This window comes from Microcystis sp. M015S2, assembly GCF_020245945.1.
GTDB lineage: Bacteria > Cyanobacteriota > Cyanobacteriia > Cyanobacteriales > Microcystaceae > Microcystis.
In genome coordinates this window covers 15,775-36,872 of the sequence record NZ_JADBTX010000087.1, presented here as the reverse complement: position 1 = coordinate 36,872, position 21,098 = coordinate 15,775, and the positions used below count along the sequence as shown (strand labels likewise).

Here is a 21,098-nt window from a genome sequence, read left to right as displayed (position 1 = left end):
ATAAAGATTTCTAATAAGCTCGCCCAAATCCCTGATTCTCTCGTTAGCTTTTTGGCTGAAAGGGATGTATCTATTTGTAACTGAGGAGCCTAAAAACCTTTGTGGACAACGCTTTGAGATGTCTTGTCCCCCTGTCAGGTATAGACCTCGTTTCCACACAGAAACCAGAAGAGCCCCTCAAAAATTAGAACAATCCATTATTTTGGGATCATCGGGCAGAACTATCGGCGTTCAGTAGCTTCCACCTCTCGATACAATGTATCATGCTCTGGCAAAAATGTTATTTTCTGGTAAAATGGTTCATATCTTATGGAATCTAATGATGAAAGAACCGAAAATAGCGGCGAATTGGTCTCTATCGGTGGGAAGCTTCCCCTATTCCAAGAATTGCGAACCTCACAACTGTTAGATTTTTTCGTTGTCTTGAGCGCTAACAAGGAGAAAAATCTAAGGAAGCGAATCAATCAATGGCTTTATCCTAAAACCAGGCCGGGGTTCTACATGGAGATCAAGCCGAACCTGCACCTTGCCTACGCCGATCAGAGGGACGGTCACGGTTCTCAACATTGGTGGCGGTTATTTTTCGATCAGGATTGGCAGGAGAGGATCGAGCAAATCGTCAGGGGAAGCGCCCTCGTCGTCGGACAGAATACCAGCAACGGTCACAATGAAACGACCGAGTGGGGCGGGATGTACTTCCGATCGCCCGTGGAGATAAAAATCGCCGAAGCGTTGGATAGACGGGGGGTACTATTCTTCGGCAATGCTAGAGGTCGGATAAGTAGTCAGGGTTCTCCAGTATCGGCATCTAGCATGACGGGAAGACTGGAGATAGATTTCTTGGTATTCTATAAAGGCAAGTGCATCAGCTTGGAAATCGATGGTAAACACCATCAGGAAGATGCACAGACCCATCGCGACTACATAAGAGACCGGTTGCTTTTACGAGAAGGAATCGCCACCGCAAGGTTTACAGCCCAAGAATGTATGGAGTCCCCCGACGCGGCGATCGAGGAGTTCTTGAATCTGTTTTAACAGCTTCCATATAGAGTAGGTTACAAATGCAACAACCATCGAGTCCGGCATGGCCAGTAAACGATCGCTTTTTAGAACTTCGTTCTCATTGGATGACCCTGATCGGGGAACATCTACAAGACGATCGAGGACAACTATTAGAATATTGGCGGGTTGAAAAAGCTGATTCCGTTATCGTTCTGCCCATTCAAAACTCGATGATACGGCTGCCCGCTCCCAGTTATCGCCCCGGACTGGGACAAACAACCCTTGATTTCCCCGGTGGTCGGGTTTCCGAGGGGCAAGACCATCACGAGGCGGCGTTAATGACTTTAAAAAGAGAATTGGGAATTGAAGCGACCGCAGTAACCCGATTAACTCCCCTCAACTCCACGGGTTGGTCAGTCAATAGCTCCTTTTCCAATCAGAAACTCTACGGTTTTATCGCCGATATCGACGGCGGCCTATCTACCAGCGAAGTATTGACCTATCCCGCTAATTCAATCGGAGTCAGCGATTTGTTGAAGTCCCTCACCTGCTTGCAATGCCGCGCCGTCCTGCTGGAATGGTGGGTGAATCAAACCGAACAATAGTTAGTACAAAGTTATCCCCTAGTAAAAGTTAGATACGGCGGCGATCGAGTCATCGGGTTCCATCGATGGAAGAAAGTTATAGTACAAAATTATTCCCTAGTAAAAACCGGTGGCGGGAACGATTGAGGGATTAGATCGCTCTAACGGATGAACACCATAGCGATCGAAGGTCATGTCATCCATCTTTCCCCCCGTCATCGATGACAAGATCGAGGAGTTGCATCAGGAATCCCTTGTCCTCAAAGAAAAACTATCGTTGGCAGTTGACAAAAAGCGTAGAGAGACGATAGAGCAAGATTTAGAAGTAATCTACCGATTAATAGCCGAATACAGTCAACTGGGAGCTAATATAGCGATCTTTAGGGAAACACCAGAAAATCTCGTCTGTTTGCAGCATTTGGAAGACCTAACCTAAAATAACGACAATTGACCGATAGACACAGAACCCAGACGGAATTTGTGGCGCTCAAGGTGACAGGCGCTACAGAGGGCGATCAGATTTTCGGGGCGATTGTCCTCTGGCTGTCGGTTGTGGTGATGTACCGCCAGTTTGCGGATCGAGCGTTCGGAAATGGTCAGGTCGCTGACATCTTCCCCCGGTCGCAAACACTGCATCCCGCAGCACTGACATTTCCAGCCGGCTTTTTCCTTGACCCTAGCGGCAATTTCCCCCCAATTATCGGGATAACGGTTTCTTCCAATCATAACTATCTTAGCGATCGCTATTCTCCATCCTAACAGAAACGACGGTATTTGTTGATCGCTAGATTTTCCCAAACGGTTGTCCGTAGAACTGCCACATCTCCTTGTTGAAAGGAGGTCGCCATTTATAGATTAACTCCCGTTCCCACTGCTGTAGAATCTTTTTGGTGGGGGGAACATGATACCAAAAAGAGGCATTGACGGCCACATCGAGATCGTAGCGACGGTGTAACTCGATATAGTTGAGAACGTAATCCTTGCAATCGTGGGAACCCAACCAACGCCGGCGGGCGCTCAATTTCGTCTCTCCGACATACAGTACGATATTACTAACATGGTCGATCTGAAAATAGAGACAGCCTTGATTGGAATCGTCGGGAGGTTCGATGTCGGGACGACGATAGAAGTCCGAGGGATGACGGGGCAAGGAAAAAGGATCGATCTCGTCGGCGTTGTGCCATGTGGTTTTAGGCAGATCGAATAAAGTCGGTTGCTCGGCCGTCTTTCCCTCTCTCACCTGTTGCTGGTAGTCTGCGATCCTAACTTTCCAAGTGAACAGGAAATCCTTGCTCATCTGGGTGGCTCTCTCCTTTCGAGCGTCGCCGCCCGTATCGAATAAACTTAAAGGTATTTGACTCGATGAGAGCGAATTAGCCATATTTTCCGGCATATTTTCCGTTCCCTTACGGGATAAGAGTTTAAAAACGTTAGATTAGAGGCGTTAGAACAGTCTTCGTGGTTAATCTTCCAGTTCGATCGCATATAGTTCGATCCAATCGGTCAATCTGGCGAAACCCTCCTCATAGGTTTCGAGAGCGCCCGCAAGACCGCGAAAGAAAGTGACCGTTTCTACTTCACCGGCGTTCAAGCGATAGCCGTTCTTTCGCAAAAAAATTGAAACGGTAGCCAGAGCTATACGTTTATTACCATCGCAGAAGCAATGATTTTTGACAAAACCGTAGCCATAGGCCGCCGCTAACTTAAAAATCGATGATTCAGGTTCGTACTGAAAAAAGAATTTTGGCTTATTGACAGTGGATTCCAACAGGGTTGGGTTTAAAACTCCAGGAGTCCCCCCAGTTCGAGCGATTAAAGTTTCCTGAATCACCTGAACCGCATCACTCGATAACCATTTCGGTTCCTCGATCATTATTTGGCGAGTTCCTTAAAGGCGTTGCGGTACTGAGAATAAGTATCTTCAAAAGCTTTCATGGTTTCTTCAAAATCGGGATCAAAGCCAGAAATTCTGTATCCATCTGGCGATTCCGTGATATAAATCTGATCTCCTTCCTCTACGTTCAGTCGGGATAAAACCTCTTTCGGTAAGATCACACCTATGGAATTGCCGATTTTTCGGAGCGTTAGACTTGTCATAACCTATGACCTTCCGTAATTATGTTATGACAAATGTTATAACATAACTAACTGCCCAAAGAATTATTTTAAAGAAAAAGACTTCCGAACGACTGGCGGTATTATACTAGACGAAAGTTTTCTTTTAACGAGTAGAACAAAAGTATCGTGAAAGTTAACGGTAACGGACAAGCCAAAATCCTCTCTCAAGCCGAACTAGATCGTCTGTTCGCAGGTTTCGATAACAATCGGGATAGATGTCTGTTTGGCATCTGTTTCTACACCGGCTGCAGGATATCAGAGGCGCTGCAGTTGACCGTCAACGACGTGGGGGCGGCGATCACCTTCAGAAAAGCGACAACCAAAGGCAAGAAGGGAACCCGTTCCATCCCCGTCAATCCAGCCCTGCGGAAAATCCTCGACACTTACCTGCAAGAATTTCAGCCAGATGATTATCTTTTCCCTTCCTTCCACAACGCGAGAGAAAAAGGACACCTGCACCGATCGAGCGCCGACCTGATCCTGAGAACCGCCTGCGATCGGGTGGGACTCAAGGGAGTCTCGACCCACAGCTTCCGCAGGTCGGCATTGACCCTGATGAGTAACCGGGGAGTACCGCTCAGGGTCATCCAGAAAATAAGCGGTCACAGCAGCCTTGAAGTTCTACAAAGATACCTAGAGGTAAGCGATCAGCAGATAGGGGATGCCGTCGGTGTACTGGGCGAATCATCACGGATCGATCCAAAAAATGTATAAACTTTCAATAATCATTATTTGCCGTATATGCCTATCAAATTTGCTATCCATGCAAATTAGACCATCGAAGCAAATAAACTCGCATCGACCTGAAAATAAGAAGCTAGAGCTTGAGCTTCCCCCCGCTCGATCGCTCGCTCACCTTCGATAACCCGATTAACTATCTCTAAAGAACTGAAAACACCGAGCAAGTCTTGCCGCTCTATTTCATTGGCTTCCATCAGATGCAGCAGGGTTGATAGGGGGGTTCTTTCAGGAATCGGGTAATGATCCGCCTCGAATTTCTCGATCAGGGCGATCAGCAATTCCAGTAAAGCTCCCTCCTCCGCGCTAAGTTCCGAACGATGTTCCAATTCCTGGGCGATAGCGATCGCTCGTTCGTTCTCCGCTTCCGTGGTAATAGCTTTGGGTTGGTAGAGAGCGAGTAATTCCCCGTAGGTTTCAGAATTAAAAGTAAGGATCATTTTTCCAATTTCCCTTATCGTAATCGGCGTGAGTGAGGATGTATTTAATATAGATAGTTTGGCGGCTATAGATTATATCGACAATTAAGCGATAATTATTTCCTTTAATATTAAAAACAGTGAAGTTTCCGACCGATTCAGCACTTTTATAAGTAGCCTGAACATCGATCAGATTTTGCCATTCTGCTTTACTAGCAACTCTATACCAATCATAAAGAGGTTCGCAAGAATCAGCATGGTTAACGCAAAAATTACGCAGTATCCGACGACTAATAACCCGCATCGCCCGCTATACCTCTGGCAATTTTCTACTACTATCGATAATTATACCAATACAGTAATTATTAAAACTGTAGGGAATACTAAAAATAGAGTTCTATTAAGTCTCATGGGCAAAATTCCTGATTGCGATCGCTGTCTGCTATACACCCATCAAATTTACTTCGTCTGTACCGTCCATCCCGAAGGGGTAAAAACAGAAAAATGCCCCGATTTCCGCCCCGACCCAGAAGCGATCGAGAGCGATCGAGAATTGTGGTCGCCGGTCGGTTACTCGTGGTACGGTGATGAACTGATACCGAACCGACTCTGCCGTTACACGCGAGAGGAACAGGAGAAAATATTAGACACTCATCCCTTCTTTACGGGTATCTGTCCCGATTGCAAACATATCTTTACCACCAGTCCCGCCCTGCGAAAGACTTGGCAATGCCCGGAATGTGGCTGGAGAGAGAAAGATTAGTCGAAGTAAGAAGATTTAACCCGAACTTCGGTGCGAAAGAGAAGGTCACAGAGCGCCCGCCGATGGGGTGACTGAATTTTTGGGGAGGTTTCGAGCGATGTAGAGATGGTGAGCCGAGAGACTCTTCGGTTGGCGAACAACCTACCAAGCTCCCCGGCTCGGTTTGATTTTTGGATGCCGTCACAGGCATCGCGGGAACAGGCTGGACTCTTTGATGCACTCTTGGCAGATTCCCACCTGCCAACTCCGACGATCAAGAGTAATCCCAGCACCGCACACCACCCGAAAACCGTTGTTGTTGTTGTTGTCGCGGCGGTTGTTGTTGTTGCGGTAAGCGGAACGGCAGTTATTTGGATTGTTGTACCAAGAACCGCCCCGCAGTCGGGTTCGCCTATCCCTTCTTCAATGCCTCACGAATGTGAGGGAACTGAATATCTGTTTTCTTAGTTGCCAGGTGTCACCGTGTTCTAGATGTGCCATCCAGCTAGTCAGCGCTCGTTCTACATCTTTCCATTCAATTGTACCGATCGCATAATCTTGTTGCAATCGTCTGAGTCTTCTCCTCCCGCGATGGAGGTTACTATTCCTGACACGAACTCGGTCAGGTAGAATACGAAAACCGAGGAAACTAGGACCGTATTTAGTGGCAAAAAGTTGACTTTTAATCGGGTGAATTTTTAGCCTCAGTTTTACCAAGTATTCTTCAATTTTACCTCTGGCTTCTGCGAGAAAATCTCGGTCATCGGCAAAGAGAGCAAAATCATCAACATACCTGACATACTTGGGAGTTCTAATAACTTCCTTGATAAAATGATCGAGTCCGTTAAGATAAATATTAGCAAAAAACTGACTGGTTAAATTACCGATGGGCAGACCTCTTTTTCGTTCTAAAGGAGTCAGCAAGTCATCGCCAGGGCTCTTCTGGTTTCTGTGTGGAAACGAGGTCTATACTGATAGAATATCCGCAAAATAGCGCTAAAAGTCTTGTCTGATAAGTATTTCACGATTCCATAAGCAAAAATTATCACACAAAGCCGAGAAGAGCCTCGCCAGGGAAGTAATCGATGACAGTTTCCTGTTCGTTGCTATTATCGATAATAGTATCGATCAACCAGAGGGTATCGGGACATTTAATTTTGCGCCGTATCAGTCCCTTAAGGATTTCATGGTCGAGGGAAGGAAAGTATTTCTTGATGTCGCACTGAAGGATATAAGAGCTAGAGCGGGCAAAGCCGATGAATCGCCTCAAAGCTCTATGAGTTCCAAATCCAACCCGATTGGCATAGGAATCATGAATAAAAGTGCGCTCGAAAATAGGAGCAATGATATTACATAGAGCGTGATGGACTACTCTATCCCGATAAGGTGCGGCCGATATCAGGCGACTTTTGGGGTCTATAATGTGGAAAGTTCGATAGGCTCCGGGATGATAAGTTTTGTCCTTTAGCTCCCTTTGCAATTGCATCAGTTCCCTTTCCAGATTAAAATTAAAATCTAGAACGTTATCCCTAAAACGCTTGCCCGATTGTGCTTTACGAGCGGCAAGAAATAGGTTATCAAATTCAACAATTTGGGAATAGAGATTACCGTAACGCTTCATTTAAATTTCCGATGATGACAATAATTTAATCTGGTTTCGCTTCTCGTTCACGTTGGGTTTTAATCCAGTTGCCTAATTCTCCTCCCAATTCATCAATTAACTGACTGACGTATTCATAGCGTTTCAAATCGATCAACTTAAAATCTAATAACAGTCGGTTCTGATGTCTGAGAACAGCTAATTCGGTATTGATATATTCGAGTTTAGCAAGCTTACTTTTAGCAAATTTAGCCCTGATTAAATTCTCTAGTATGCTATAAAGTTGGTTGATCACCCTGTCCCCTATCGTGAACTTGTGAACCCTAGGAAAACGCTCTATAATCGGAACGTACCACTTCACCAAATCATAACACTTTTGAATCACCGATAACTCTTTCATTGCCTTCATAAAATTTAACATTAACCCCAATTTTCCGCAAAAAATCGACCCGCCTAAGGGCGGGAAAGAAAAGAAAAGAGAAAAAATAGGGAATAAGGGTAAAAAGGGAAAAAAGAGAAAAAGGGTTACAGAGTCCTCCCAGCACCGCACACCACCCGAAAACCGTCATAGTTGTTGCGGTTGACGCGGCGGTAGTTGTTGCTACGGTAAGCGGAACGGCAGCCATCTGGAAGGTTGCCCCAGGAACCGCCCCGCATAGGAGAACGATTATCATTCCCATTTTTTGTCCAGACACTTCCATCCCTCGGCGCACCATCATAATTATCGTGCCAAGTATCGGCACACCATTCCCATACGTTCCCGTGCATATCGTACAAACCGAAGGCATTGGGGGGAAATTGTCCCACGGGAGTCGTTTCTTCTCGATATTCTCCTTTGGGTTCATCTGCATAAGTTTTAGTAGCATTATAATTAGCTAAATCTCCCGTGATAGTTTTCCCAAAGTGAAAGGCTGTTGTTGTCCCCGCTCTACAGGCATATTCCCATTCTGCTTCGCTCGGTAGCCGGTATTCCCTTCCCGTCAACTTGGATAATCTCCCACAGAACTCGATCGCATCGTACCAGTTGACTCGTTCCACGGGTCTGTTATCTCCCCTGAAAAGAGATGGATTACGATCGAGGTTTAGTTCAACTTTTAAGTCGGTACGGGAAGCGATCGCTTGCCACTGCGCTTGGGTAATGGGATATTTGCCCATATAAAAAGAAGGAAGGGTAACTTGATGTTGAGGTTTTTCCTGGCTAAAGTACTCCCAATTAAATTTTTTCGCCAGTCTTTCGATTTCCTCGTCTTCGGTTCCCATCATAAGTTCGCCACCTGGGATGGCGACCATTTCTAGGGTGATGTCATTCCCTAATTCCTCAGTAAAATATTTAGCATGGTGCCATTTCCGTTTAATTTCTTGTCCTCGGTTGTTGACGAGCATCCCCTCAAACACCTGAATCGGACTTCGTTCAATTCCACTCGCCATAAATCTTTGGGTGAGAGATTGCCAAACTTCTGCTTTCTGAACGGGAGAATTCAACCACCACAGACAGGGTAAGTATCCAAGAGCATCATCTAGCTGAAAATTGATTTCGTCGCTGCTATACCACCTTTTTTGCTGTACATCCCACCAACCAGCCAACTTACCGAAATCTTCCAGATTTCCCCCAGAAGCTTCCCAAATTCGAGTCTGTACTCCCCAGCCAAAGCGGCCTTTAGAAGCTTGTAACCATAGGTAATCGAGCAGATAAAGGTCAGAATCGCATAAATTTTCAAGAGAGAGAGAATCCGATAAGTCGCGTAACAAGATAGTAGTTTCTCGATCTGCCCTTTGCCAATCTCCAGAAGCGAGATAGCCCTCCAGTTTTCCATATTGAGCTAGAATTTTGGCTTTAACTATCCTAATCCCCTTTTCTTCGGGATTGCTATCTCCTACACTCCAATTTCCTAGTTTAGGAGTTGCTGTAGCACCATAAGATTGAGATTCCATTGCAGTGGGCAATCTGTAATAAGAAATACGTTCGCCTCCCTCGTAAGCGGATAAGATTTCGGTACTGCCGTTCCAAGAGCGAGCCTTTTCATTAAGCCAACTACAGAATTCTAGGACATCTTCCAAGCAAAGTCCAGTAATCGGCTGCTTGGCAGTTCCGGGTTGAAAATGCTGGCTAGAACTCACTTTTTCGTCAATAAAAAGTTGATATTCGGCACAGGTGATGTAATCTTGAGTGATGGCTAGGGTTTCATCAACCCGCAAGAGGTTACTCAAACGCCGCGCTAGTTTCACTTCTGCTGCTAAATGGGCGATCTCTCGCTCCGCCGATTCTAGCCCATCCTCTAATCTCTGGAGCAGTTGTCCCCTGACTTTGGGTTCGATTTCCCATCCTTCTTCTAAACCATCAGCAACTAGCTTCAAGGAGACAAGAGAAGGATGATCTAATGCAGCACGAATTAGATTTGTCGCTTCATTTTGGGCTGCATAGAGGCGAATGGTTTCCTCCCACCAATCCTCATTGATTTTGGCAATTAGGAATGACTCATGATTCGATTTTTGGACTTCAACGGCGGCTAAATATTCCTGAAAACTCTTATGGGCAAATTCATAAACACCTTTTTCTCGCTCTATTAGCAATCCACTCTCGTGCTGAATTTTCTCTAAAAATACCTCTGGGGTTAGGCTGGTATTCACAACTTTTGCCAAATGATTTCGGATCAAATTGCTGGCTAAGGTAGGGGTAAATTCGCGGGTTTTCAGCTTCATTAATTCTAGAGCGAGGACTTGCAGCACCGATTTCTTCTTATCAGAGGCTAGAGGCAACGGATTGGTAATTCCCTTGGCTTCCTGTCTCCTGACTAACAAAACATCGCAAATTTCCCCATAGAGTTCGACTCTCCGCCCTGGCAAAGCTCCGCGATAACAGTGAACCGTCGCAATCATCGTCAATAATAGGGGGTTGACGGCCATGGCCGCTAGGGGAGAGCTGTGCTGAATGCGGTGAATTAAATCATCTGATTTCTTTTGCGCTGTTTCTCGCACACCCTGATCGTTTTTCCCCAAATGGCTTGCGATTTCCCCTTGCAGATACCAATTGTGGATAAACTCCCGCACCTCTGCGAAATTGAACCGCTGTACTTCTAAAACTACCTTAATGTTCTCGACTGGCGCATTTTTATAACCATAAGGCCGCGAAGTTAGTAGAAAACGCGCATTGGGATAGTCTTCAATTTGCTGGTTAACCCACTTGCTGACTGCTTGCCTTTGATTTTCATCTGCGACTTCATCTAGTCCATCTAACATGACCAAACAAGCTTGGTGATGCAATTTCTTCTCAATCCATTGAGGAGGGAGTTGAAGTTTATTTTTACTATTTAATTGTTCTTCGATTAATTGAGGAAGACTGGGTTGAGATTGGGAAGAGGAGATTTTGTCGCGCACATCCCGCAAATAGAGCAAAATGGGAACCAATTTGGGAGCTTGCCGATTTTGGCGACGCTGACTATTTTTAGCGTAGGTTAAGGTTAAATGTTCCAGGAGTGTAGTTTTTCCTGATCCTGGTGCACCAATAATTACTATCTGACAAAATTGCGGCTGATTTCGACTGGCTGCTAAACAATCCCAAATATTTAAGCTTTTAGATGAATTTTGAGTGCGAATCATCTCCGAAGAAGTGCGATCAACACTTTCTGGCACAATTCTTAAGGTGACAAAGACTTTCTCTAAATCTAGGGTAAACGGTCCTTTCGTTTTTAATCCCTCAGTTCGATAATTTCGATAGGTGAAAATCAAGCTTTGGTAATATTTTTTCTGAAGGGGGGAGGTTAGTAACAAGAAAAACCTAATTACCAAGTTTTCTGCCAAATTATTCAACAATTCATTAATAATTGGCATGATTCTGTCTGCCAGCTTCCTTTCAAATAAATCCAAGAACTTGCTCAACAAGGGCGAAAATCCTACAAATGCTGTTAGAATTAAGCAGAAAAAAGCACCGAGCCATTCGGTTTTCTGAAAGAAGTAACCTGCCAAGAACAATCCCAATCCCAGCACAAAAAAATAGAGGAATCGCAGGAAAGGGAATTGCTGTCTGTTTTTCAGAGCAAGTATTAGAGTTGGCAACAAAGCCCCTAAAATAACTAGCAAGAGAGAAAAAGAGAAAACAATCGCCTGTAATTGCTCTGGAATAACCTTTAACCATAAGAGAAAAGCCAGAAATGCTCCCACGAGCAAAGAAGTCCAACTACTCAGCGAGCCTAGATTAAGGGTTGCCGCTTGGGTTTGGGAACTTTCAGGAAGTAGCATGGTTAGCAGCAAGCATCCTCCCGTAATTGCCAAAATGTAAGGGTCGGGAAGAGATTGCTTATTGATGGCGGGAAGTTGGTTAATCAGGTAAGCGAGTATGGTACTGAGTAAAACCGATGCGAATTTTTGCATTTTGTCGCCTCTCAGCCTGACTCATTTTTTTGATTTCAGACTGTTTTGTTTAATTCAAAAAATCGACGGCTCTTTTTGATTTGGTGGGTAAAATGTATTCTGAGATACAGTCCTGCTGGCGAGAGAGTGGAGGGAACCACACCAGACACAGAGGACACAAAGATTGATCGATCCTATGTAAGTTAAGCTTATCACACAGAACCTAGAAGAGCCAAAATTCTCCTTAGATCAAAAGTATTCGGCAACAATTTTGGCTTTAACTTGGGATTTTGACCTAGATTTACCAAAAAAAGGATTATAGTTTGTCATAATCTTCTGGCTCTCTGTCTGAAACTTTAGCTAATGTTTGCTGAAGCTTATCCCAACTTCCCCGTCGTGCTTTTTCCTCTAAATAATCTTTAGTCATCCAAGAGGATATTTGGGCAGCTAATGCCATTGTTACTAGTTGCTCTACTGGTATGCTTTGTTTATTTGCTAAGATTTCAATTTGCTGATATAAGGCATCTGGAATGTTGGTGCTTAGTTTCATGGTTTGATTTCTCCTAGTATTTGTAGGAATTGTTTTGGTGCCAGAAAAACGCCGTCACCAACAGCCATTTCCGATTGGCTAAGTCTCAATAGTTCAATCGGGTAAAGTACCGGGGGCAATCTGGACACTACGAGTATAGACAGAACCGCCCTCAACATACTTGAAATCGATCTGAACCTCATTAATAGTTTTTCCTTCTGGCAAATCGATCGTATCTCCCTGAGCCGTCACACAATCGGTAGTATCAAAACCGTTGATCGCACATAATCGAATGGCCGTGGCGGGATGATCGTACCACTTGCGCGTTCCCCAAAACTTGTTCATCACATTCGTGGCATGACGTACCTTGACCCTCTGATTATTGATCAAAGTCACTACTACCCACTCCTCCCGATCCAGATCACCAGGAGAAAAAATGCTTTGCTGACCGATATTGCCCGTAGGGGCATCCCTCAAGCGCAATTTATAAACCTTCTCTCCGATAAAAGCGGAATTGACGGTTGATCGGCCATTGCCAGAAGAATTAGTAGGAGAACGCTGGTTTTGTTCTCTAATCCAGCGATCACACTCTTCTTGAGAAAACCCGTAAGACTCCCGATTCCGACACAAAGCTTCATAATCCGTCTGATTTTGAGCGTTGGCTGGCATAGACATTAGACAAACAATAGAACCTGAAACAATCAGGGAAAGCGACTTCATACAAAAACAGCAACTTTATTACCTAATATTACTCTAGCTAACATCTAAAATTTTTCCAGTTATCTGGTTATCTGGTTTTTTGGGTTTCTGTTAATCTGGTTTACCGAATCGATCGCTAAGGGCTGCCATGATCACCGCCGTCATCGTCGTTCCCTGCCGTTTGGCCTCCGCCGCCCAGTGTTGCCGAAGGGATTTGGGAACTTTGACACAAAGGTTCACCTCTGGCTCATTCTGGTTTTCTGGTAAACCGGTATTCTGGCTTTCTGGTAAACCGGTATTTTGGGTTTCCGGTAAATTGGCATTCTGGTTTTCTGGTTCTCTGGCTTTCTTAATTAAATCGCCGTATCTGCCCGTCGTCATAAAGCCTCCAATATGGCTAAGATTTCCTCTCCCAAAGCTTTGTAATCCTTCCATGCCGCTTTTAACCTGGCATCATCGAGATTGCGGATGGGAACACCCGCTAAAGCGGCTTTTTGATAACCGACGGTTCTGCGAATCATCGACTTGAAAACAGGGATACTGCCCTCGGTTAAATCTTGGCGCAGTATTTCACCTTCCCGATTCGGGGGCGGCGGTACGATCGTGATTAGGGCGCGATAATTAGCGTCTCCTAGGTCCTTGGCCGTTTCCAACATCGGCTGCAGACTGAGAACATCGGGGGCGGTGGGTAAGATCAAGAGTTCGCAACCCTTGGCCAACTCTTTGAGATCGTCGGAATGGGGACGGGCGGGAGTGTCGATGATGACGAAATCCGCCCCGCCGATAATCTTCATCGCCTGTCGCTCGTCGGCGACGGTGAAGGGAAGCTCCCCCCTCTCCGCCCAACCCAGAGCGGTGCGGTTCGGGTCGCCATCGACCAATACCGTCCGACCTCGATCGCTGAAATAGGTGGCAATATGCACGGCGGTGGTGCTTTTACCCACGCCACCCTTGTAGCCGGTAACGGTAATAATTTTCATCTGGTTTTCTGGGTTTTTGGTTTTCTGTTTTTCATCCTCGCTCCAGCAAACAGGCTTTCTGTAAAACCAGATTGCCGTAAAACCAGAATTGCGGTCACACTTAGATCGATTCCGTGAACTGGTTTTCTGTAAAACCAGATATAACAGTTTTCATTCTAGCAAGGTATAATAAATCCCTTGTTAGATAAGCGTTTCAGCTTTTCAAACGGGACTCACTCCGGTGAAACCCGCTATAAGTAGGATCATATCTGGTAAGTAGGTTTTCTGTAAAACCAGACTACCATAAAACCAGATAAATTAGAATCATATCTGGTAAGCAGGCTTTCTGTAAAACCAGATTACCAGATTATCGGTCAGAAAGTGATCGATGATAGTCAAAAGTTTAGCCATTAACCAGAACTGGTTCGATCCAGATCAGCTTGCGATCGGGTCGTTCTCTGGGGCCGTAGGGTTGCCAACGATAGAAGCCCCTGCGCCAATGGGTACGGTACTGACTGTCGGTGGGGGCATCGCGCTCGGACTCGCTTCTGATGCGATAATCTCGGCCGATGATATAAGGAGTTAGCTTCTGTTTTTTGCTAAAGCCTCGCTCGGTTAACGACCGGTTCGGTGACGCTAAGAAATCGGACTTTTGCTGTAGGTAGAGAAGAGTTTGAAGCAATAAATCCGTGACCTGATCGGTAAATTCCTTTTCCGTCTCCACGACGGTATTGAGTCCCGTGAGAGCCAAGTCTCGATCGATGAACATCTCGTTTTGATCTTGATAGTCGAGTTGAAGGTTTTCATCGACTTTTAAACATCGATGTACGCCGTACTGCGTACCATCATCAAAAACAGTAAACCAGCTAAGAGTATCCTCGGCGGCCACCCCGATTTCTAGCCGGCTGCCCATGATTTCAATCGGTGCTATGGTCTGATCGGCTAGACGGTGAAAAAAACAGAGCCATTTCAGGGATTGCCCGTCGGGATTTTTCAACTTCGGTGGTAATAATAACACTCCACAGGGCATCACCTGTTTGAGCTGCCCGACCGTATTGGGTAGTTGACTATTGCAGAAAGCATCAAAAAGAGACTCGCTCAACCAATAAGAACCAAACCCTTTTTGATAGGCTCGATCAAGAATAATCAAAGAAGTGCGGTGAGTGAAATCCATCTCGAAAATATCGGCATCGTAACACTGATAACTCGTCAGCAAACGGGCGATCAAGAAAATAACGTCGTCGTGGTCGATATAGCCCTTAACGTGACTATAACGACGCTCGTTAAAGCGTTGATAAAAACTAGATTTGCGGGTAAGTTGGTTGATCTTCTTGATAAAATCTCGCTCTATTTCGTTCATAATTAAAAAATTAGTAACCTTCGTTCTCAAGTTTCATCAACTTATTAAGTTTGCGAATAACTAAAGCGGAATTAGTTTCGGGATTACCATCACCATCATTCCACCGCTCTTGGTTTAACCATTCCAATAATTCAGGGGTGATGCGGAAAGACCATATCGGATTTTTTCTATCGTATTTAGCCTTTGATCTTTGGATAATTTCAGAATTCGATTCATTCCAAAGCTTTTTTGTCAGTTTATACTTATCTGTCATACAATCCCCGCATTATCCTGAATATTGTCCATTTTCATAATTGACGATTTTCGAGTGCTTCACAGGTCGCCCTTAGAAATGCCTCATCCGTCGGCTCGTCTATCCATCCAAGAGAATATAGAATCCGCAGTTGAATATTTCTTCCCCCTCGGCAAATCATTCTATTTTCAGCAGTATGACACAGATGTTGTGCTTCTAAACCGCAAAGGCTTTTATGATAGTTTTCTATATCAGAAAAATTACTTTCTATACCATCAAAAGGACAGGTAGAGCAAGGTTTATTCTGAACTGGAACTTTACGCAAATCTTGGAATTTTTTCATAATTATCCCGAATGTATTGTTATGATTTAAGTGCAGAATTCATAATTCGTATTGCGTGAAAATCCCAGTTGTCTAAAGAGACAAAAGAACTATCTGGTAGTTGCAATACCCGATCACCGTTGGCGGAAAGAAAAAATATTAGCCCTTTGTACGTTACCTGAACGCTAAACATCTGCTTATTAATCGAATCTCCAACTCTAAGGGTCGATGACCAAACCACATCGTGGTCTGTCAAAGGCTCCGGTGGTTTCGCACCGGGAAATTGAGCGAGTACGGATAGAACTTTGAAAACCTCGATCGCCTCACCTTTGGTAATATTACCGAAATACTCGTTTTGAGCGGCGATGATTGTCTCTTGCCGTTCTTGTTGTATATCCAGTTTGCTTCGCTTAACCATAAAGTTATCCTCGACTATTTGTAGGCATTGCAATTTTTTTACTATCTTCGCATTCGATTACGGATAGTCAGTATTAATCCCCATAATCTCGCAAGCTTCAATTAATTTTTCTATTCCTCCAAATGTTTCAGGAGTAAGATTAGAATGAGTGAATAAGCATTGAAGTTCTCTGATGATGTGATCGCCTCTAAGCTTTTTTTGATAGGCTTCTGGGGAAGTATATAATTCCCATTCATCACCTTTTATTGCGCGATGGTTTTTAATATCAAACTTTTTGCCATCAACCACTATATATTTTTGATCGACTGATTCAATAACTCCCCATCTGCAATTTTGATTTTCATGGGGAATTACTGCCCATACCTTAACCCCTTTTTTAAGCTCGAAATCTTTCGGTAACATTCGATTTTCCTCTGTGTAATAGACAATACATAAACAGGTTTAGTCTCGCTTCGTTTCTTCCTTAGCTAGTAATTCGTCGGGTTCCTCTCGTTCTCATGGCTTAGTGTACACCACCCTTGTTGAATTCCACTTTCTGCCTCTAGCAATCCTACCTCGTCAAGAAGATCGAGCAGGAAACGGGGAACGGGACGGCGCGATCAACGGGGAAGAACTTCGCAAAATCAGCGTGCCGTCGTTGATGGTGATAAACTCTCCCGGTCGTGCGGTTTCAATAAACTCCACCACCTGCAAGAAGTCATGCTCCTCTAACGTTCCTTCCAGTCGGCGCTCCAGACTTTGAGCCGTTTCTGCCGACCATTGCACCCGGCCATCGATGCAGAAACAATAAGCGAACTCGTACATTTTTTCCTCCTGATTGCTTAAGGAATAGCGATTAAACGTTAAGAAAAACTCCCCGCTGCCCCTATAAAAATTTAATCCAACATCGCTCGGTCAGCCTTCAGACCATTGATGAGAAGGCTTTCAAATTCGGCTTCTATCCAGATCGTCGCACCCGAACAGCGGGCATTGCTGGCATCTTGTATCAGTTTTCCCCCCTTAGTAAATTCAACTTCCTTCGCATACACGGAGCCGAGATAGGTACGAATAGCGATCGCCGCATTATCCACGATTACGCCCTTTTCGTTAGTCGCCTTCTTATTGGCGTTGACCACATGACGATTGATGTAAATTTGTGCTTTCATAATGTTAGTTCCTTTCTACTAGGGACGGCGATCGTTCTTTCTGGCAAGTTAGCAAAGATCACTTTATACTAATTATTTTACTTCGTAAACGAAGTAAAAGCAAGAATTAAAATGAAATTTCTAGAAATCAATCCGACGAGCGAAGACTACTGGCGGGCGATTATTCTATTCGGGCGTAATGTAGCCTGCTATAAATTCGCTCTAGCCAAAGCATTATTAGAGATAGCGCGGGAAGGAAAAACAGAAATAAAATTAGAGAATTTAGCTATTCCTTATGGGATGCAGATAGTAAGGCACTTGCAGATCAGCGATAAACAAACCACTTCTCGTTCCAGTCAATTTTTGGACATTTGCCGTCAGTTCAATCTAGGGCAAATCGATCAGGCTTTACTAATCGATGCGACGGTAAGACTGGGATTCGAGAATGTCATCGATGCCTTTCATAATTTGCCCACAGGAGAAATTAATCAGCCTTTCTTCGATCAAAGTCAATGGAAAATAAAAAAGCGGATTATTTTAACTGACGATTTATTAAAATTAGTAGAAAAACAAGAGTTAGGTAATTTAGAACGAGAGATAGAAGCTAGGTGGCGGTTGGTAGAAACCTCTTGGCTATTAAGTGTTAATCGCAGGATTATCGAACATGATCCCTTAGATGGAAAATTATTTACATTAGGTAATTATAATATTGATTCTTCATCAAAACGAAGAATCAATATTACTTCTTGTCGTCACGCCATTGACGGTTATCAGAAGGGAAAATGTTTTTATTGTTTTGCACCCGTATCGATAGTCGATAACTCGAATAACCTAGCTGATGTTGATCATTTTTTTCCCCGTTCTCTCAACGATTATATCGAGGGTATAGATGGAGTCTGGAATCTCGTTCTTTCCTGTCACAAATGTAATCGGGGGGAAAATGGTAAATTTGATCGCTTGCCAAATCTTAAATATCTAGAACGCTTGCAAGTTCGCAATGAGTTCCTGATCGATAGTCATCATCCTTTAAGGGAAACTCTAATCGCCCAAACGGGAACCAACAAGATGGGCAGACAGCGATTTCTCCAGAACAATTATAATGAAGTGCAGAGACTCTTAGGAGTTGCAACGGGAAAAGGATGGAAACCGTCCATCGACTATCCAATAGCTTTTTAAAAGAAAAAATGTCATGAAAGAGTATAGATGTACGCGCAATTCCCTCTATAGCCATGAATGCCTCGGCCACGACGATCTGACGGTCAGACAAGGATATTACATAGAAGCTGAAAGTCCCGAAGCGGCTTGGGAAGAAATGTCTGTCAGATTTCCAGAAGAAACCTTCGAGGGTTTTACAGTTGAAGAATGGCATAGATTTCCAGTAACCGTCAGATTAGTAGAGAGTTTTGACAGGGAAAATAGGTTCTAAAAGAAAACTGTATTTAGTTCATTTGTTCTTAAGAAAATCCCTGTACTCCGCTAAAACCTCCCGCGCTTTGGGGGAATCGATCACTTCCAGTATCCCGTCGATTGGTCTGCCCATGCGATCGAGTTCTCGAATCCGATCCACCTTTTCAGGTGGTAAGTAAATCGATCGCTTGCGCTTGCCGAACTCGACCTGATAGAAAATCTGCGGGTATTTCTGCTTATACTTCCTCTGATTGGCGTGGGTAGTAATCAGGTATCCCGAACCCTCCCCCCTACGACGGCGCGGACGTTTGTTCTCGGTTTCCTCTTTACTAGGAGATAATTTTGTACTGGTTGAAGATACATCTGTATTCCCTAGTAAAGGTATTTTAGAGAGAATCAAGGTAGAGGATGCGGGGACTGGCGGTCGTTGTGCGGAACCTTAACCAATGATTTTCAGGATTTCTGAAACGGGTTGATTAGCATCGATCGCCATTCGCACCTTTGACAGCTTCTCACGGGGGACTGACCGCTTGAAGGTTTTCCATTTACCGTTAACCTTCTCGTCCCAACAGTAAGCCCAGAACCAATGATCGGGATTGCCAGTCGAACGATCGCCCTCAACTTTTGGATAAGTTTTCACGTTACCGTATCTATCCTTTTTGTCTTGGATGAAGGCATATAGGGAACCGCTCGGATTTTTCTTAGGGGAAATCAGCTGGGAGGATCGATGACGATCATTTTCCCCTAAGAAAATCTCTGAGGGGGAATGTTTTTCGCAGGTACTTGCGGGGTTGCCCGTTTTTTTCTTAGGGGAAATTTTAGAGATGAGATCGTTCTGTTCTAAATTTTCCCCTAAGAAAATCGGTGGCTCACTTTCCCCTAAGAAAGAATTAGAGGTAATCGAGATAGAGGAATCTTTTGAATGAGATCGTTGCTTTTCACTGGCTAACGCTTCTCCCTGCAAGGTATCAGGCATCGGGGTTAATTTCGACGAACTGCTTCGGGGCAATTCCTCCGATTCGTTCGGCGGCCGGCGTGAACCCACCAATTCCACTGAAGATAGCGAGATGTCTAAACATTTGTCTGAATTCTTTTTCTTAGGGGAAATTCCATCAGGCACACCCTCGACTTTTCCCCTAAGAAAATTCAGTTGATGAGTGGTCTCTGGTTGGAGCTTGCCGAGTCGAGCTTGACCCGCTTTGCTCTTAGCCCACTTCTCCAGCCACATTTGAGGCGATGCGTGTCGAACCGCGTCAGAGCAAGGGATGTTCAGCGAAATGGAACGATCGCTATTCTCGATGACCCGTCGAGCCGAGATTTCGTAATAGGTAAACGACCATTGCCAGCCATGAGCCGACCAAGTTTGTGAGACATACCAAGATGATTTTTTAGGTGCTGCTACCATCGCCTTTTCCTCCCTTGGCTGCCATTGCTCGGATTTTTTCCATGAACCGCTTAAACTGTTCGGGTGTGGCCACCTGTTCTAAACTGGCATCATCTCGTACCCGCCGCCAATCGACAAGCCGATGAGGATCGCTTTTGAGCCTGACTTTCGGCTCTCCATATCGATCGAGGCTTAAATATTCTGGCGGCACATCAACCACCTTTTCACCCCTGACGTACTGATACCAATCCAAAAACTCCTTAGATAGTGGCTTCGGTTTGGATTTGTCTACTGTTTGTTTGGGAAGCTGGTATAGGAAAACGGAACGGGGGTTTTTAATGGTTTCCCTTGTATTCTCGATGTGTCGTATCGCTCCCCAAGCTTGTGAGAGGTCATGGGCGGTGATCGCCTTCCTCACCACCGCATCTAACGGGATCTCTAGTTCTGAGAGCTTGTCGATCAAGTCCCGCGGAATTTCCTTTGTAGTTTTTTCTGTAGGGGAAATTTGAGAATTGAGGTGGTTCTCTTGTACTAAAATCTTTTCCTTAATATCATTTGTGTCGTCGATTCCATTGGTCGAATTTCCATCATCATTTTTTTCATCCCCTCCCCCTTCGGTCTGGAAGGTTTGAATAGTCTGAATGATCTGAATAGTCTGAGGAGAGCCAGAATCTTCGAGGGGCAAAGGTTTTAGCGGTTGATTTTCCGAATTTTCAAAATCGTTTCCGACGAATTGAACCGTTTTCCGATTTTCCAAACTGTTTTCCGAAATTTCGGAAATGCTTCCGACGAATTGAACCGTTTTCCGATTTTTCGGAATGCCTCGAAGGTTGCGAAACGAGAACCCCTTATCTTGAAAGTCAAATAGTCCGAGTTCCTGGAATTTAGCGATCGCCGTGTAAAAGGTGGTTTTCTTAATATCAACCGCTTGCATGATCGTCAATGTATCTGGTAAATCGGAGTAGCGATCGCCGAAGGGATCTAACTCAACCAGGTAACTCCATAGTCTCCACTCAGCGGCCGTCAACTTGGAGTCTCTCAGCTTTTGGGATATTTCCGCCGTTAGAGGGTAAAATTTTTGCTCGATCCGTGTCATAATAGTCACACTGTAAAA

31 protein-coding genes and 1 pseudogene are annotated in these 21,098 nt (G+C 44.6%); 7 read left to right on the top strand and 25 right to left on the bottom strand.

Annotation, left to right across the window (positions count from 1 at the left end; all coding sequences use genetic code 11):
* Positions 1-309 precede the first annotated feature (309 nt).
* The 3 genes from IM473_RS15660 to IM473_RS15650 all read left to right on the top strand — a co-directional run bounded on the left by IM473_RS15660 (position 310) and on the right by IM473_RS15650 (position 2,022).
* On the top strand, positions 310-1,035 hold the full coding sequence (locus tag IM473_RS15660) for a DUF559 domain-containing protein (RefSeq protein ID WP_287659161.1): 726 nt from the start codon (positions 310-312) through the stop codon (positions 1,033-1,035).
* A 26-nt stretch (positions 1,036-1,061) separates the two neighbouring features.
* A complete protein-coding gene (locus IM473_RS15655; RefSeq protein WP_287659160.1) occupies positions 1,062-1,607 on the top strand; it encodes an NUDIX hydrolase in 546 nt (181 codons plus the stop codon).
* A 172-nt stretch (positions 1,608-1,779) separates the two neighbouring features.
* Entirely contained in the window at positions 1,780-2,022 is a 243-nt protein-coding gene (locus IM473_RS15650) for a hypothetical protein (protein WP_287659159.1), read from the top strand.
* Here IM473_RS15650 and IM473_RS15645 read toward each other — a convergent pair.
* The 4 genes from IM473_RS15645 to IM473_RS15630 all read right to left on the bottom strand — a co-directional run bounded on the left by IM473_RS15645 (position 2,019) and on the right by IM473_RS15630 (position 3,683).
* Positions 2,019-2,312 (bottom strand): HNH endonuclease signature motif containing protein, encoded by a 294-nt coding sequence (locus IM473_RS15645; protein WP_159293098.1) that lies wholly within the window; start codon positions 2,310-2,312, stop codon positions 2,019-2,021. The genes IM473_RS15650 and IM473_RS15645 overlap by 4 nt on opposite strands.
* A gap of 58 nt (positions 2,313-2,370) precedes the next feature.
* A complete protein-coding gene (locus IM473_RS15640) occupies positions 2,371-2,967 on the bottom strand; it encodes a GIY-YIG nuclease family protein (protein ID WP_287659158.1) in 597 nt (198 codons plus the stop codon).
* An 81-nt stretch (positions 2,968-3,048) separates the two neighbouring features.
* The gene (locus IM473_RS15635; RefSeq protein ID WP_287659157.1) at positions 3,049-3,459 is read right to left on the bottom strand and encodes a type II toxin-antitoxin system death-on-curing family toxin; all 411 of its coding nucleotides are present in this window, start codon (positions 3,457-3,459) and stop codon (positions 3,049-3,051) included.
* A complete protein-coding gene (locus IM473_RS15630) occupies positions 3,459-3,683 on the bottom strand; it encodes an AbrB/MazE/SpoVT family DNA-binding domain-containing protein (RefSeq protein WP_002757519.1) in 225 nt (74 codons plus the stop codon). Before IM473_RS15630 ends, IM473_RS15635 begins: the two co-directional genes overlap by 1 nt.
* A gap of 147 nt (positions 3,684-3,830) precedes the next feature.
* On the opposite strand from IM473_RS15630, the gene IM473_RS15625 reads away from it, so the two are divergent.
* Positions 3,831-4,418 carry a tyrosine-type recombinase/integrase gene (locus IM473_RS15625; protein WP_287659156.1) on the top strand — a complete coding sequence of 196 codons (588 nt, stop codon included), beginning with the start codon at positions 3,831-3,833 and terminating at the stop codon, positions 4,416-4,418.
* Positions 4,419-4,474: 56 nt separating this feature from the next.
* Here the strand turns inward: IM473_RS15625 and IM473_RS15620 are convergent, their stop codons facing one another.
* Positions 4,475-4,882 (bottom strand): helix-turn-helix domain-containing protein, encoded by a 408-nt coding sequence (locus IM473_RS15620; RefSeq protein WP_287659155.1) that lies wholly within the window; start codon positions 4,880-4,882, stop codon positions 4,475-4,477.
* Positions 4,866-5,165, bottom strand: a complete 300-nt coding sequence (locus IM473_RS15615; protein WP_287659154.1) for a type II toxin-antitoxin system HigB family toxin — start codon at positions 5,163-5,165, stop codon at positions 4,866-4,868. The genes IM473_RS15620 and IM473_RS15615 overlap by 17 nt, the downstream gene beginning before the upstream one ends.
* Before the next feature lie 105 nt (positions 5,166-5,270).
* On the opposite strand from IM473_RS15615, the gene IM473_RS15610 reads away from it, so the two are divergent.
* Complete coding sequence (locus IM473_RS15610; RefSeq protein ID WP_287659153.1) at positions 5,271-5,624, top strand: hypothetical protein; 354 nt, start codon at positions 5,271-5,273, stop codon at positions 5,622-5,624.
* A 255-nt stretch (positions 5,625-5,879) separates the two neighbouring features.
* Here the strand turns inward: IM473_RS15610 and IM473_RS22775 are convergent.
* From IM473_RS22775 to IM473_RS15530, 16 genes and pseudogenes are all read right to left on the bottom strand, one after another.
* A pseudogene (locus IM473_RS22775) lies at positions 5,880-6,005 on the bottom strand (SUMF1/EgtB/PvdO family nonheme iron enzyme); the annotation flags it as partial.
* 21 nt (positions 6,006-6,026) lie between these two features.
* Complete coding sequence (locus IM473_RS15605) at positions 6,027-6,527, bottom strand: RNA-directed DNA polymerase (protein WP_287659152.1); 501 nt, start codon at positions 6,525-6,527, stop codon at positions 6,027-6,029.
* 121 nt (positions 6,528-6,648) lie between these two features.
* Positions 6,649-7,224 carry a reverse transcriptase family protein gene (locus tag IM473_RS15600; protein ID WP_287659151.1) on the bottom strand — a complete coding sequence of 192 codons (576 nt, stop codon included), beginning with the start codon at positions 7,222-7,224 and terminating at the stop codon, positions 6,649-6,651.
* Positions 7,225-7,249: 25 nt separating this feature from the next.
* On the bottom strand, positions 7,250-7,624 hold the full coding sequence (gene avd, locus IM473_RS15595; protein ID WP_287659150.1) for a diversity-generating retroelement protein Avd: 375 nt from the start codon (positions 7,622-7,624) through the stop codon (positions 7,250-7,252).
* 104 nt (positions 7,625-7,728) lie between these two features.
* Positions 7,729-11,571 carry an SUMF1/EgtB/PvdO family nonheme iron enzyme gene (locus IM473_RS22770; protein WP_502845932.1) on the bottom strand — a complete coding sequence of 1,281 codons (3,843 nt, stop codon included), beginning with the start codon at positions 11,569-11,571 and terminating at the stop codon, positions 7,729-7,731.
* A gap of 295 nt (positions 11,572-11,866) precedes the next feature.
* Positions 11,867-12,100: a hypothetical protein gene (locus tag IM473_RS15580; RefSeq protein ID WP_287659149.1), complete on the bottom strand. Its 234-nt coding sequence runs from the start codon at positions 12,098-12,100 to the stop codon at positions 11,867-11,869.
* A gap of 93 nt (positions 12,101-12,193) precedes the next feature.
* The gene (locus IM473_RS15575; RefSeq protein ID WP_024969353.1) at positions 12,194-12,748 is read right to left on the bottom strand and encodes a hypothetical protein; all 555 of its coding nucleotides are present in this window, start codon (positions 12,746-12,748) and stop codon (positions 12,194-12,196) included.
* A 141-nt stretch (positions 12,749-12,889) separates the two neighbouring features.
* Positions 12,890-13,159: a hypothetical protein gene (locus IM473_RS15570; RefSeq protein ID WP_158202599.1), complete on the bottom strand. Its 270-nt coding sequence runs from the start codon at positions 13,157-13,159 to the stop codon at positions 12,890-12,892.
* Positions 13,156-13,758 (bottom strand): nucleotide-binding protein, encoded by a 603-nt coding sequence (locus IM473_RS15565; RefSeq protein ID WP_158202598.1) that lies wholly within the window; start codon positions 13,756-13,758, stop codon positions 13,156-13,158. Before IM473_RS15565 ends, IM473_RS15570 begins: the two co-directional genes overlap by 4 nt.
* A 382-nt stretch (positions 13,759-14,140) precedes the next feature.
* Entirely contained in the window at positions 14,141-15,097 is a 957-nt protein-coding gene (locus IM473_RS15560) for an AcrVA2 family anti-CRISPR protein (RefSeq protein ID WP_287659148.1), read from the bottom strand.
* Between the two features lie 10 nt (positions 15,098-15,107).
* On the bottom strand, positions 15,108-15,350 hold the full coding sequence (locus tag IM473_RS15555; RefSeq protein ID WP_193958781.1) for a hypothetical protein: 243 nt from the start codon (positions 15,348-15,350) through the stop codon (positions 15,108-15,110).
* Between the two features lie 34 nt (positions 15,351-15,384).
* On the bottom strand, positions 15,385-15,672 hold the full coding sequence (locus tag IM473_RS15550; protein ID WP_287659147.1) for a hypothetical protein: 288 nt from the start codon (positions 15,670-15,672) through the stop codon (positions 15,385-15,387).
* A 19-nt stretch (positions 15,673-15,691) separates the two neighbouring features.
* Positions 15,692-16,069 (bottom strand): hypothetical protein, encoded by a 378-nt coding sequence (locus tag IM473_RS15545; RefSeq protein ID WP_287659146.1) that lies wholly within the window; start codon positions 16,067-16,069, stop codon positions 15,692-15,694.
* Positions 16,070-16,126: 57 nt separating this feature from the next.
* Positions 16,127-16,471 (bottom strand): beta barrel domain-containing protein, encoded by a 345-nt coding sequence (locus IM473_RS15540; RefSeq protein ID WP_287659145.1) that lies wholly within the window; start codon positions 16,469-16,471, stop codon positions 16,127-16,129.
* Between the two features lie 156 nt (positions 16,472-16,627).
* On the bottom strand, positions 16,628-16,873 hold the full coding sequence (locus IM473_RS15535) for a hypothetical protein (protein ID WP_287659144.1): 246 nt from the start codon (positions 16,871-16,873) through the stop codon (positions 16,628-16,630).
* A gap of 71 nt (positions 16,874-16,944) precedes the next feature.
* A complete protein-coding gene (locus tag IM473_RS15530; protein ID WP_193958776.1) occupies positions 16,945-17,214 on the bottom strand; it encodes a hypothetical protein in 270 nt (89 codons plus the stop codon).
* A gap of 111 nt (positions 17,215-17,325) precedes the next feature.
* Here IM473_RS15530 and IM473_RS15525 point away from each other — a divergent pair, with 111 nt between their 5' ends.
* Both IM473_RS15525 and IM473_RS15520 read left to right on the top strand, forming a co-directional pair.
* On the top strand, positions 17,326-18,369 hold the full coding sequence (locus IM473_RS15525) for an HNH endonuclease family protein (RefSeq protein WP_287659143.1): 1,044 nt from the start codon (positions 17,326-17,328) through the stop codon (positions 18,367-18,369).
* A 13-nt stretch (positions 18,370-18,382) separates the two neighbouring features.
* The gene (locus IM473_RS15520; RefSeq protein ID WP_287659142.1) at positions 18,383-18,619 is read left to right on the top strand and encodes a hypothetical protein; all 237 of its coding nucleotides are present in this window, start codon (positions 18,383-18,385) and stop codon (positions 18,617-18,619) included.
* Between the two features lie 18 nt (positions 18,620-18,637).
* On the opposite strand, the gene IM473_RS15515 is transcribed toward IM473_RS15520, so the two are convergent.
* From IM473_RS15515 to IM473_RS15505, 3 genes are read right to left on the bottom strand one after another with little or no spacing between them, the layout of a single operon-like run.
* Positions 18,638-19,000, bottom strand: a complete 363-nt coding sequence (locus IM473_RS15515) for a hypothetical protein (RefSeq protein WP_287659141.1) — start codon at positions 18,998-19,000, stop codon at positions 18,638-18,640.
* 39 nt (positions 19,001-19,039) lie between these two features.
* Positions 19,040-20,005, bottom strand: coding sequence for a hypothetical protein (locus IM473_RS15510; protein ID WP_287659140.1), 966 nt, complete (start codon positions 20,003-20,005; stop codon positions 19,040-19,042).
* Entirely contained in the window at positions 19,989-20,918 is a 930-nt protein-coding gene (locus IM473_RS15505; protein WP_287659139.1) for a hypothetical protein, read from the bottom strand. The genes IM473_RS15510 and IM473_RS15505 overlap by 17 nt, the downstream gene beginning before the upstream one ends.
* Between the last annotated feature and the right edge of the window lie 180 nt (positions 20,919-21,098).